11 protein-coding genes are annotated in these 11,901 nt (G+C 73.2%); 10 read left to right on the top strand and 1 reads right to left on the bottom strand.

What is annotated here, in order from left to right; all coding sequences use genetic code 11:
• Positions 1 to 681, top strand: coding sequence for an HAD family phosphatase (locus INN71_RS12520; protein WP_301800663.1), 681 nt, complete (start codon positions 1 to 3; stop codon positions 679 to 681).
• Here INN71_RS12520 and INN71_RS12525 read toward each other — a convergent pair.
• On the bottom strand, positions 678 to 1,553 hold the full coding sequence (locus tag INN71_RS12525) for a PD-(D/E)XK nuclease family protein (RefSeq protein ID WP_277500870.1): 876 nt from the start codon (positions 1,551 to 1,553) through the stop codon (positions 678 to 680). The genes INN71_RS12520 and INN71_RS12525 overlap by 4 nt on opposite strands.
• 61 nt (positions 1,554 to 1,614) lie before the next feature.
• Here INN71_RS12525 and INN71_RS12530 point away from each other — a divergent pair, with 61 nt between their 5' ends.
• The 9 genes from INN71_RS12530 (at position 1,615) to INN71_RS12570 (ending at position 11,875) form a co-directional block, all read left to right on the top strand.
• Entirely contained in the window at positions 1,615 to 2,778 is a 1,164-nt protein-coding gene (locus INN71_RS12530; protein ID WP_277500869.1) for a site-2 protease family protein, read from the top strand.
• 34 nt (positions 2,779 to 2,812) lie between these two features.
• On the top strand, positions 2,813 to 3,820 hold the full coding sequence (locus tag INN71_RS12535) for a tRNA (adenine-N1)-methyltransferase (protein WP_277500868.1): 1,008 nt from the start codon (positions 2,813 to 2,815) through the stop codon (positions 3,818 to 3,820).
• 124 nt (positions 3,821 to 3,944) lie between these two features.
• A complete protein-coding gene (gene arc, locus INN71_RS12540) occupies positions 3,945 to 5,705 on the top strand; it encodes a proteasome ATPase (protein WP_277500867.1) in 1,761 nt (586 codons plus the stop codon).
• 66 nt (positions 5,706 to 5,771) lie between these two features.
• The gene (gene dop / locus INN71_RS12545; RefSeq protein ID WP_277500866.1) at positions 5,772 to 7,274 is read left to right on the top strand and encodes a depupylase/deamidase Dop; all 1,503 of its coding nucleotides are present in this window, start codon (positions 5,772 to 5,774) and stop codon (positions 7,272 to 7,274) included.
• A 64-nt stretch (positions 7,275 to 7,338) separates the two neighbouring features.
• A complete protein-coding gene (locus INN71_RS12550; protein ID WP_277500865.1) occupies positions 7,339 to 7,536 on the top strand; it encodes a ubiquitin-like protein Pup in 198 nt (65 codons plus the stop codon).
• Between the two features lie 3 nt (positions 7,537 to 7,539).
• A complete protein-coding gene (gene prcB, locus INN71_RS12555) occupies positions 7,540 to 8,415 on the top strand; it encodes a proteasome subunit beta (protein ID WP_277500864.1) in 876 nt (291 codons plus the stop codon).
• Positions 8,415 to 9,134 (top strand): proteasome subunit alpha, encoded by a 720-nt coding sequence (gene prcA, locus INN71_RS12560; RefSeq protein WP_277500863.1) that lies wholly within the window; start codon positions 8,415 to 8,417, stop codon positions 9,132 to 9,134. Before prcB ends, prcA begins: the two co-directional genes overlap by 1 nt.
• Positions 9,135 to 9,246: 112 nt before the next feature.
• Complete coding sequence (pafA, locus tag INN71_RS12565; RefSeq protein ID WP_301800671.1) at positions 9,247 to 10,608, top strand: Pup--protein ligase; 1,362 nt, start codon at positions 9,247 to 9,249, stop codon at positions 10,606 to 10,608.
• A 100-nt stretch (positions 10,609 to 10,708) separates the two neighbouring features.
• Positions 10,709 to 11,875 carry an FKBP-type peptidyl-prolyl cis-trans isomerase gene (locus INN71_RS12570; protein ID WP_301800674.1) on the top strand — a complete coding sequence of 389 codons (1,167 nt, stop codon included), beginning with the start codon at positions 10,709 to 10,711 and terminating at the stop codon, positions 11,873 to 11,875.
• The last annotated feature ends 26 nt before the right edge of the window (positions 11,876 to 11,901 follow it).

Below are 11,901 nucleotides of genomic sequence, written 5' to 3' on the forward strand. Positions count from 1 at the left end.
GTGGCCGACGCGACCCCCGGCAGCGGTACCGGCCTGCCCGCCGCCGCCCTGTGGGACATGGACGGCACGCTCGTCGACACCGAGCCGTACTGGATCGCCACGGAGTTCGAGCTCGCCGAGCGGTACGGCGGCACGTGGAGCACCGAGCACGCGCTCAACCTCGTCGGCAACGACCTGCTCGTGTCGGGCCGCTACATCCGCGAGCACATGGGCATCGAGCCGAGCGCCGAGGAGATCGTCGAGCTGCTGCTCGACGGCGTGGTGGAGAAGGTGCGCCGCGAGGTGCCCTGGCGCCCCGGCGCCCGGGAGCTGCTCGCCGACCTCGCCGCCGCGGGCGTGCCCTGCGCGCTCGTCACCATGTCCTACCGCCGGTTCGTCGAGCCGATCCTGGAGGGCCTGCCCGCCGGGACGTTCGCGGCCCTCGTCACCGGGGACGAGGTCGAGCACGGCAAGCCGCACCCCGCGCCGTACCTCACCGCGGCCGCCGCGCTGGGGGTCGACCCGGGCGACTGCGTCGCGATCGAGGACTCGGCGACCGGGGTCGCGTCCGCCGTCGCCGCCGGGTGCCGCGTGCTGGCGGTGCCGCACCACGTGCAGGTGCCGGCCGGGCCGGGGCACACGAGCCACGACACGCTCGCCGGGCTCGACGCCCGCGGGCTGTGGACGCTCGTCGGCGGCTAGGACAGCACGGGCAGGGCCGGACGCTCGGCGGACGCCGTCGGCGTCGGCAGCGGCGGGGGAGTGCCGCCGTACACCGGGCAGAGGGCCTGGTGCGAGCACCAGCCGCACAGCCGGCTCTTGCGCGCCTGCCACTCGCCGGTGCGCGTCGCGGCGTCGATGGCCGACCAGACGGCCTCGACCTTGCGCTCGCAGGCCAGCAGGTCCGCCTCGTCGGGGCGGTAGCGGATGACCTCGCCGCTGCCCAGGTAGATCAGCTGCAGCATCGCCGGCACCACACCGCGGGTGCGCCACAGCACCAGCGCGTAGAACTTCATCTGGAACAGCGCCCTGGCCTCGAAGCCCGCGCCGGGGGCCCGCCCCGTCTTGTAGTCGACCACCCGCACCCTGCCGTCGGGCGTCACGTCGAGCCGGTCGACGAACCCGCGCAGCAGCAGGCGCGACGGGGTCACGGTCTCCACGTAGAGCTCGCGCTCGGCGGGCTCGAGGCGCCGGGGGTCCTCCAGCGTGAAGTAGCGCGCGAGCACCTCCTGGCAGGCGGCCAGCCAGCCGTCCTCCGCCACGCCCTGGGTCGCGAACGCCTCGGCCAGGGCGGGGTCGTCCGCGCGCAGCTCCTCCCACACGGGGCCGAGCAGCTCCGCGGCCCGCTCCGGGGTGCGCTCGTCGGCCGCGACGTCGAAGAGCACCTCGAGCACCCGGTGCACCAGCGTGCCCCGCAGCGCGTCGAGCGACGTGGGCTCGGGCAGGCGGTCGACGTGGCGGAACCGGTAGAGCAGGGGGCAGGTGAGGAAGTCGCCGGCGCGGCTGGGGGAGAGCGTGCCGGCGACCTCGCCCGACGCCGACAGCGTCGAGAGGGCATCGGCCGGGGAGGACATGGGAGCAACCCTAGGCGAGCGGACCGACGGTCCGCGCAGGCTCGTCGGATAGCCTCGTGACGTGGACGACCCAGGCTCCGGCACCCGCCCCGGACCGCCCGCGGGCCGGGCCCGGCGTCCCGCCGGGACGCTGCGGATCGGCTCGATCGCCGGGAGCGACGTGCTCGTCTCGTCGTCGTGGTTCGTCGTCGCCGCGGTGATCGCCTTCGTGATGGCGCCCGTCGTCGAGCGCGTCGAGCCGGGCCTGGGCGCGGGCCGCTACGTCGCCGGGCTCGCCTTCGCCGTCCTGCTCTACCTGTCGGTGCTCGTCCACGAGGCGGCGCACGCCGTCGTGGCCCGCCACTACGGGCACCGCGTCACCTCGATCACGCTGCACTTCCTGGGCGGCATGACCGCGGTCGAGACCGAGGCCCGCCGGCCGCGCGAGGAGTTCTGGATCGCGGTCGTCGGTCCGCTCGCCTCGATCGCCGTCGGCGCCGCCGCCGTCGCGCTGTGGTTCGTCACCCCGGGGGGCCTCCTGCTGCTGGCCGTCGAGGGCCTGGCCGGGGCCAACCTGCTCGTCGGCGTGCTCAACCTCGTGCCCGGGCTGCCGCTCGACGGCGGCCGGGTGATGAAGGCCGGCGTGTGGAAGCTGACGGGCGACCGCCACCGGGGCTCGCTGGCCGCCGGCTGGACCGGCCGCGGCGTCGCGGTGCTCGCCCTCGGCTGGCCCGTCCTGCTCGGCGAGCTGCTCGGCACGACCCCCCAGCTGCTCGACTTCCTGCTCGCCGGCCTCGTCGCCGCCTTCCTGTGGGCGGGCGCCTCGGCGGTGATCGCCAACGCCCGGGTGCGCCGCCGCATCCCCGCCCTGCGGGCCCGCGAGCTGGCCCGGCGTCCGCTGCTGGTGCCCGGTGACGTCTCGGTCGCGGAGGCGGTACGACGCGCGCAGGCCGCCGAGGCGGGCGGCATCGTCACCACCACTGCCGACGGCACCCCCGCCGGGCTGGTCAGCGAGGCCGCCCTGCGCCGCGTGCCAGCCGAGCGCCGCCCCTGGGCGGCCGTCTCCGAGGTCGCACGTCGCCTCGACGACGGGCTGCGGCTGCCGGCGGACCTCACGGGCGAGGCCCTGGTCGACGCCCTGACGCTCACCCCGTCGTCGGAGTACCTCCTGGTCGAGGCCGACGGCAGCCCGTACGGCGTGCTGTCGCTCGCCGACCTCGACCGGTCGCTGCGCGCCCGCGACTGACGCCCCCGGCGGCCGCGCGACTACCCTGCCGCCCATGCCCGACGCCGTACCCGCCACGACGCCCGCGCCCTCCCCGAGCCCCACGGCTCCCCACGACGTGCCGCCCGAGGCGTGGTCCGGGGTGCACCGCGGGCCGTTGCGCGAGGGCGAGTGGGTCCGCCTCACCGACCAGAAGGGGCGCCGGCACAACTTCCCCCTCGAGGCGGGCAAGCGCTTCTTCAGCAACAAGGGCCACCTCGAGCACGACGAGATGATCGGGCGCGAGGAGGGCTTCACCGTCACGTCGTCGGCCGGTGGGCAGTACCTGGTGTTCCGCCCGCTGCTCTCGGAGTTCGTCGTCTCGATGCCGCGCGGTGCGGCCGTGGTCTACCCCAAGGACTCCGCCCAGATCGTGGCGCTGGCCGACATCTACCCGGGCGCCCGCGTCGTGGAGGCCGGCGTCGGCTCCGGCGCCCTGTCCTGCTCGCTGCTGCGGGCGGTGGGCCCCTACGGCCGCGTGACGTCGTACGAGCGGCGCGAGGAGTTCGCCGACGTCGCCCGGCGCAACGTCCACCAGTTCTTCGGCGCCCCCGAGGGCGGCACCCACCCGTCGTGGAGCCTGCGCCTCGGCGACCTGGCCGAGGAGCTGCCCCGGTACGGCGAGCCCGCCGACCGCGTCATCCTCGACATGCTCGCGCCGTGGGAGTGCGTCGACGCCGTCGCCGACGTGCTCGTGCCCGGCGGCATCGTGTGCGTGTACGTCGCGACGACCACGCAGCTGAGCCGCGTCGTCGAGACGCTGCGCGCCCACGGCGGCTTCACCGAGCCCGCCGCGTGGGAGTCCCTCGTCCGCGACTGGCACGTCGAGGGCCTGGCCGTGCGGCCCGGCCACAAGATGATCGGCCACACCGCCTTCCTCGTCACCGCCCGGCGCATGGCGCCCGGCGAGCGCGCCCCCCGCAAGACCCGCCGCCCGGCCCCCGGCGCCTACGGCGTGGACTACACCGGGCCCCGCCCGGCCGACGTCCCGCCCGCCGTCGCCGACGAGGTGCTGGAGGACTGACGCGGGCGCCGGCCCGCCAGCGGGCCGGCGCGACCGGATCGTGATCCCCCGGGCGTGGTCACGACCTTCCATCGGCGTGCTCCGGGAGTAGGGTCGAGTGCACCGGTAGGAGGTGGTGACGCTCATGGCGACGTCCGACAGTCCAGGTGCCCGTCCCGAGCAGGCCGCGCAGGCCGAGGTGCTCGCAGCCCAGGTCCGTGCGCTCGAGTCCGAGATCGTCGAGCTGCGGCGCAGGGTGGCCGACACGCCGGGGGGCAGCCGCGGCCTCGAGCTGCGGCTCGCCGACACGCAGCGCTCGCTGGCGGCGGTCACGAGCCAGAACGAGCGGCTCGCCGGCACGCTGCGCGACGCCCGCGACCAGATCACGAAGCTGAAGGAGGAGGTCGACCGCCTCGCCCAGCCGCCCGCCGGGTTCGGCGTCTTCCTCGCCCGCAACGACGACGACACGGTCGACATCTTCACCGGCGGCCGGAAGCTGCGGGTGGCCGTCAGCCCCGCCGTCGACGTCGACGAGCTGCGCCGGGGCCAGGAGCTGCTGCTCAACGAGGCGCTCAACGTGGTCGCGGCCTTCGACTTCGAGCAGGTCGGCGAGGTCGTCATGTTCAAGGAGCTGCTGGCCGACGGCGAGCGCGTCCTCGTCATCGCGAACGCCGACGAGGAGCGCGTCGTGCGCCTCGCCGAGCCGCTGCTGGCCGAGACGCTGCGGGCCGGCGACTCCCTGCTGCTCGACTCCCGCGCCGGCTACGTCTACGAGAAGGTGCCGAAGTCCGAGGTCGAGGAGCTGGTGCTCGAGGAGGTCCCCGACATCGCCTACGAGTCCATCGGCGGCCTGGGCAACCAGATCGAGCAGATCCAGGACGCGGTCGAGCTGCCCTACCTCCACCCCGACCTGTTCACCGAGCACGAGCTGAAGCCGCCGAAGGGCATCCTGCTCTACGGCCCGCCCGGGTGCGGCAAGACGCTCATCGCGAAGGCCGTGGCCAACTCCCTGGCCAAGAAGGTGGCGGCGCGCACCGGCGCGGAGGGGAAGTCCTACTTCCTCAACATCAAGGGCCCCGAGCTGCTCAACAAGTACGTCGGGGAGACCGAGCGCCACATCCGCCTGGTGTTCCAGCGGGCCCGGGAGAAGGCGAGCGCCGGCACGCCGGTCATCGTGTTCTTCGACGAGATGGACTCGCTGTTCCGCACCCGCGGCTCGGGCGTGTCCTCCGACGTCGAGAACACGATCGTGCCGCAGCTGCTGAGCGAGATCGACGGCGTCGAGCTGCTGGAGAACGTCCTCGTCATCGGCGCGTCCAACCGCGAGGACATGATCGACCCGGCGATCCTGCGGCCCGGGCGCCTCGACGTGAAGATCAAGATCGAGCGGCCCGACGCCGAGTCGGCGCGCGACATCTTCAGCAAGTACCTGACCCCCGGCCTGCCGCTGCACCCCGACGACCTCGCCGAGTTCGGCGGCGACCGCCAGGCGTGCGTCGACGGGATGATCCGCGCGGCCGTGGAGCGCATGTACACGGAGAGCGAGGAGAACCGCTTCCTCGAGGTCACCTACGCCAACGGTGACAAGGAGGTCATGTACTTCAAGGACTTCAACTCCGGCGCCATGATCCAGAACATCGTCGACCGGTCGAAGAAGATGGCGATCAAGGACTTCCTCGACCACGGCCAGAAGGGGCTGCGCGTGCAGCACCTGCTCCAGGCGTGCGTCGACGAGTTCAAGGAGAACGAGGACCTGCCGAACACGACCAACCCCGACGACTGGGCGCGGATCTCCGGCAAGAAGGGCGAGCGGATCGTGTTCATCCGCACGCTCGTCACCGGCAAGCAGGGCACCGAGCCGGGTCGCTCCATCGACACGGTCAGCAACACGGGGCAGTACCTGTGAGCCGGCCGGCCTGAGCAGGCACGTCGCGGCCCGGGGACACCTGGGCCGCGACGTACGCTCGGGCCCATGAGCGTGCGGCGGGTCATGGGATCCGAGGTCGAGTACGGCATCAGCGTGGTCGGGCAGCCCACGGCCAACCCCATGCTGGCCTCGTCGGTGGTGGTGAGCTCCTACGACTCCGCCGGCCGCTCGCGGCCCGCGCGCTGGGACTTCGAGGAGGAGTCCCCGCTGCGTGACGCCCGCGGCTTCGACATGAGCCGGGGCCAGGCCGACCCCACCCAGCTCACCGACGAGGACCTGGGGCTGGCCAACCGCATCCTCACCAACGGCGCCCGGCTCTACGTCGACCACGCCCACCCGGAGTTCTCCAGCCCCGAGGTCGTCACCCCGCTCGACCTCGTGCGCTGGGACAAGGCGGGGGAGCAGGTGATGCTCGCGGCCACCCGGCGGGCCGCCGAGGTGCAGGGCGAGCGGATCGTGCTCTACAAGAACAACACCGACGGCAAGGGCGCCTCCTACGGCGCCCACGAGAACTACCTGATGAGCCGCTCGACGCCGTTCGCCGACATCGTGCGGCACCTCACGCCGTTCTTCGTCTCCCGCCAGGTGGTCTGCGGCGCCGGGCGCGTCGGCATCGGTCAGGACGGGCGCGAGCACGGCTTCCAGGTCAGCCAGCGCGCCGACTTCTTCGAGACCGAGGTGGGGCTCGAGACCACGCTCAAGCGCCCGATCATCAACACCCGCGACGAGCCGCACGCGGACCCCGAGCGGCACCGCCGCCTCCACGTCATCATCGGCGACGCCAACCTGGCGGAGGTCTCGACGTACCTCAAGGTCGGGACGACCTCGTTGGTGCTGGCGATGATCGAGGACGGCTTCCTCACCGCCGACCTCACCCTGGAAGGCCCCGTCGCGGCGCTGCGGGCCGTCTCCCACGACCCGTCGCTGACCCACCTCGTGCGGCTGCGCGACGGGCGCTCGATGACCGCGGTGCAGCTGCAGCGCGTCTACCTCGAGCTCGCCCACGCGTACGTCGACGAGCGGCTCGGCGGGGACGCCGACGCCCCGACGAAGGACGTGCTGGTGCGCTGGGGCAGCGTCCTCGACCGCCTCGAGCGCGACCCGATGGAGTGCGCCGGCGAGCTCGACTGGGTGGCGAAGTATCAGCTCCTGCGCCGCTACCAGGAGCGCGACGGCCTGTCGTGGGACGACGCCAAGCTGCACCTCATCGACCTGCAGTACGCCGACATCCGCCCGGAGAAGGGCCTCTACCACCGCCTCGTCGCCGGCGGCCGCATCGAGCGGCTGCTCACCGACGAGCAGGTGGCCGAGGCCGTCCACGAGCCGCCGGAGGAGACGCGGGCGTACTTCCGCGGGCGCTGCCTGGCCAAGTTCGGCGCGTCGGTCGCGGCCGCCTCGTGGGACTCCGTGATCCTCGACCTCCCCGGGCGCGAGTCGCTGCAGCGCATCCCCACCGTCGACCCGCTGCGCGGCACCCGGGCGCACGTGGGCCGCCTCCTCGACGAGTGCGCGAGCGCCGAGGAGCTGTTCGCGGCCCTCACGGGGTGAGCCCGCTAGGGTCGGGAGTCCGTACGACACCCCGACGACACAGGACGACACAGGAGGTCCGGTCGTGGCACAGGAGCAGAAGAAGCCCCACACCCGAGGTGACGAGGTCGAGGAGGTCGCCCCGGAGGCGGAGACCGACGTGGCCGAGCGCAAGGAGGCGCTCGACGACGACGTCGACTCGATCCTCGACGAGATCGACGACGTGCTCGAGCAGAACGCCGAGGACTTCGTGAAGTCGTTCATCCAGAAGGGCGGTCAGTGACGCGTGGTCGGTGATCTCCCCGGCTCGGGCTCGCTCCCGGGCGCACGGCTGCCCGCGTCGTACCTGACGCCGGGCTCGTCCTCGTTCGTCGACCTCCTGTCCACCCACGCGCCCGACCTGGTGCCGGGGCGACGCCCCGTCCCGGACCGGGCGGGGGCCGACATCGCCCCGCACGGCACGACGATCGTCAGCCTCACGTTTCCCGGCGGGGTGCTGATGGCGGGCGACCGCCGCGCCACCATGGGCAACCTCATCTCCTCCCGCGACATCGAGAAGGTGTTCCCGGCCGACGAGTTCAGCTGCGTCGGCATCGCGGGCACCGCGGGCCTCGCGGTGGAGATGGTGCGGCTCTTCCAGCTCGAGCTGGAGCACTACGAGAAGATCGAGGGCACCACGCTGTCGATGCAGGGCAAGGCCAACCGCCTCGCTGCCCTCATCCGCGGCAACCTGGGCCTGGCCATGCAGGGCCTCGCGGTCGTGCCGCTCTACGCCGGCTACGACCTCGACGCCGCCGCGGGCCGCATCTTCAGCTACGACGTGGTCGGGGGCCGCAGCGAGGAGACCGGGTTCCACGCCGTCGGGTCCGGCTCGCTGTTCGCCCGCGGCTCGCTGAAGAAGCTCTACCGCCCCGACCTCGACGCCCGTACGGCGGCCCTCGTCGCCCTGCAGGCGCTCTACGACGCGGCCGACGACGACTCGGCGACCGGCGGGCCCGACGTGGCGCGCCGGATCTTCCCGATCGTCCACGTCGTCACGGCCGAGGGCGGCGCGCGGCTGCCCGAGTCGGAGGTGACGGCGCTGGCCGAGGAGGTCGTGGCCGGTCGGCTGGTCCGTCCCGACGGGCCGCCGGCCCGTCTCGAGCAGGAGGGTGGCGCCTGATGAGCACCCCGTTCTACGTCTCGCCCGAGCAGCAGATGAAGGACCGGGCGGACTTCGCGCGCAAGGGCATCGCGCGCGGACGCTCGGTGGTGGCGGTGCAGTACGCCGACGGCATCCTGTTCGCCTCGGAGAACCCGTCGCAGGCCCTGCACAAGGTCTCCGAGATCTACGACCGCATCGCGTTCGCCGCGGTCGGCCGCTACAACGAGTTCGAGTCGCTGCGCATCGCCGGTGTCCGCCTGGCCGACATGCGCGGGTTCTCCTACGACCGGCGCGACGTGACGGCCCGCAGCCTCGCGAACGCCTACGCGCAGACCCTCGGCGCGATCTTCTCCTCCGGCGGCGAGAAGCCGTACGAGGTGGAGATCTTCGTCGGCGAGATCGGCGGCGAGGCGGGCGCGGACCAGCTCTACCGGCTCACCTACGACGGCCAGGTCTTCGACGAGCACCGGTACGCCGTGATGGGCGGGGCCGCGGACGTCGTGGGGGCCTACCTCGAGGAGCACTACACCGAGGGGGCGGACCTCGCCACCGCCCTGGGCGTGGCCGTCGCCGCGCTCGGGCACTCGCGCAACGAGCGCGGGGAGACCACCGACCGCGAGATCGGGGTCGAGCAGCTCGAGGTGGCGGTGCTCGACCGCACCCGCATCCAGACCCGGAAGTTCCGCCGGCTGCGGGCCCAGCAGCTCGCGTCCGTCCTGGGGGCCACCTCCGCCTGACCACCCGGGGGTGGCCGAGGTCCCGGCCACCCCGCAGAGGCGCCCGGGCGGCTCCGCGTGTCGGCACGCGGAGCCGCCCGCGGCGTGAGGAGGGTGGTCGTAGTGTTCGTGCATGGACCGTCGGATCGTCGGGGTCGAGAACGAGGAAGGCGTCACGTGCACGTTCCGGGGGCAGCGCCGGCTGAGCCCCGACGAGGTGGCACGCTACCTCTTCCGCCGGGTGGTCTCCTGGGGCCGCAGCAGCAACGTCTTCCTCCGCAACGGCGCCCGGCTCTACCTCGACGTCGGCAGCCACCCGGAGTACGCGACGCCGGAGTGCGACGACGTCGCCGAGCTCGTGGCGCACGACAAGGCGGGGGAGCGGGTGCTCGAGGGCCTGCTCGTCGACGCGGAGCAGCGGCTGCACGACGAGGGCATCGCCGGCGACATCTACCTGTTCAAGAACAACACCGACTCGGCTGGCAACTCCTACGGCTGCCACGAGAACTACCTGGTGGGCCGCGCGGGCGAGTTCAGCCGCCTGGCCGACGTGCTCATCCCGTTCCTCGTCACGCGCCAGATCGTCGTCGGCGCGGGGAAGATCACGCAGACGCCGCGGGGCGCGACGTACTCGGTCAGCCAGCGGGCGGAGCACATCTGGGAGGGCGTCAGCAGCGCCACCACCCGTAGCCGCCCCATCATCAACACCCGCGACGAGCCGCACGCGGACGCCGAGAAGTACCGGCGCCTGCACGTGATCGTCGGCGACTCGAACATGAGCGAGACGACCACCCTGCTCAAGGTGGCGAGCTGCGACCTCGTGCTGCGGATGATCGAGGAGGGCGTGGTGATGCGCGACCTCACGATGGAGAACCCGATCCGGGCCATCCGGGAGATCGCGCACGACACCACCGGGCGCCGCAAGGTGCGCCTCGCGAACGGGCGGGAGGCGAGCGCGCTCGAGATCCAGTCGGAGTACCTGTCGAAGGCGCGCGACTTCGTCGACCGTCGCGGCATCTCGACGCCGGTCATCGAGCGCACCCTCGACCTGTGGGAGCGCGGCATCAAGGCGATCGAGTCCGACGACCTCGGCCTCGTCGACACGGAGATCGACTGGGTCATCAAGTGGAAGCTCATCGAGGCCTACCGCGCCAAGCACGGGCTCTCGCTCAACCACCCCCGGGTGGCGCAGCTCGACCTCGCCTACCACGACATCCGCCGGGACCGCGGCCTCTTCTACCTGCTCCAGCGCCGGGGCCAGGCGGCCCGGGTGACGACGGACCTCGCCACGTTCCGGGCCAAGTCGGTGCCGCCGCAGACGACCCGCGCCAAGCTGCGCGGCGAGTTCATCCGCAAGGCGCAGGAGCGCCGGCGCGACTTCACGGTCGACTGGGTGCACCTCAAGCTCAACGACCAGGCCCAGCGCACGGTCCTGTGCAAGGACCCGTTCCGCTCCGAGGACGAGCGGGTCCAGCGCCTCGTCGACGGCATGTGAGACCGGCGCGCAGGGGCGGGCGAGGCGGCGGCAGGGCGCCACGCCCCGGCCGGTAGGGTGACCGCGGCCGTCTCCCCGAACGTTCGAAGAAGGTGTCCTCGTGCGCGCTGCCCGGTCGGTCCGACGACCCTCGGCCCTCCTGCTCACCGCGGTGCTCCCGCTGACCGCCCTCGCCGCCTGCGGCGAGGAGGAGGCGGGCGACGGCCTCGACCTCGTGACGGTGTCGGGCGAGTTCGGCCAGGCGCCCGAGGTGGAGATCGAGGACGTCGTGGAGCCCGACGGGTTCGCCTCCGAGGTGCTCGTCGAGGGTGACGGCGAGGTCGTCGAGCAGGGCGACGTCGCCATGCTGCACGTGTGGGTCGGCAACGGCTACACGGGCCAGGAGGCGTTCTCCACGTTCGAGTACGAGCCCGGGCTCCTGCCCGTCAGCTCCGACGCCCCGTCGGCGGCCGTCAAGGCGGCGCTGCAGCAGTCCGCCGTGAGCGTCGTGCTCGACCCGCTCACGGGCGCGCTGCCCACCTCCATCGTCGAGAGCGTGGACGGCGTCAAGGCCGGCTCGCGGGTGCTCGTCACCTCCGACGCCGACGACGCGTTCGGCCAGACGGGCCAGCCCAACATCGGCATCGGCAACGCCGACGGGGTGGTCTACGTCGTCGACGTGCTGGCCCGCGCCGCGGACGGCCCCTCGGGCGAGGAGGTCGCCCCGCCCGCCGGCACGCCCGCGCTCGTGGAGGACGGCGCGCAGGTGACCGGCTTCGACTTCGCCGGCGCGACGCCGCCCACCGACGAGCTGCAGGTCATCCCGCTCGTGGAGGGCGACGGCCCCGTCGTCGAGGAGGGCGCCACCCTCATCGCGAACTACCTGGGCCAGGTCTACGAGGGCGAGGCGCCCTTCGACGAGTCCTACAGCGGCGGGCTGCCCCGGTCCTTCGTCGTCGGCGGGCCGAACGCCGCCGTCATCGAGGCCTGGAACGAGGGGCTCGTCGGCCTGGCCGCCGGCTCCCGCGTGATCCTCGTGGTCCCGCCGGCCCTCGGGTACGGCGAGGCGGGCAACGAGGCCGCGGGCATCGCCGGCACCGACACCCTCTACTTCGTCGTCGACGTGCTCGGCTCCGTCGTGCTGCCCGAGCCGGTCGTCGAGCCCACGGAGGACCCCGCCGCCACGGAGGACCCCGCCGCGACCGAGGACCCGGCTGCCACCGAGGACCCCACCACCACCGAGGACCCCGCCGCCACCGAGCCGACCGCCCCGGCGACCACCGGGTGACCCCTCCCGCGGGCCCGAGGTGACGC

Source organism: Nocardioides sp. ChNu-153, assembly GCF_030466625.1.
GTDB lineage: Bacteria > Actinomycetota > Actinomycetes > Propionibacteriales > Nocardioidaceae > Nocardioides.

Excerpts from the sequence above, each read along its gene's own strand:
- INN71_RS12535 (WP_277500868.1), top strand. The coding sequence starts at position 2,813 with ATGCCCGACGCCGTACCCGCCACGACGCCCGCGCCCTCCCCGAGCCCC.
- pafA (WP_301800671.1), top strand. The coding sequence starts at position 9,247 with ATGGACCGTCGGATCGTCGGGGTCGAGAACGAGGAAGGCGTCACGTGC.
- prcA (WP_277500863.1), top strand. The coding sequence starts at position 8,415 with ATGAGCACCCCGTTCTACGTCTCGCCCGAGCAGCAGATGAAGGACCGG.
- INN71_RS12525 (WP_277500870.1), bottom strand. The coding sequence starts at position 1,553 with ATGTCCTCCCCGGCCGATGCCCTCTCGACGCTGTCGGCGTCGGGCGAG.
- dop (WP_277500866.1), top strand. The coding sequence starts at position 5,772 with ATGAGCGTGCGGCGGGTCATGGGATCCGAGGTCGAGTACGGCATCAGC.
- arc (WP_277500867.1), top strand. The coding sequence starts at position 3,945 with ATGGCGACGTCCGACAGTCCAGGTGCCCGTCCCGAGCAGGCCGCGCAG.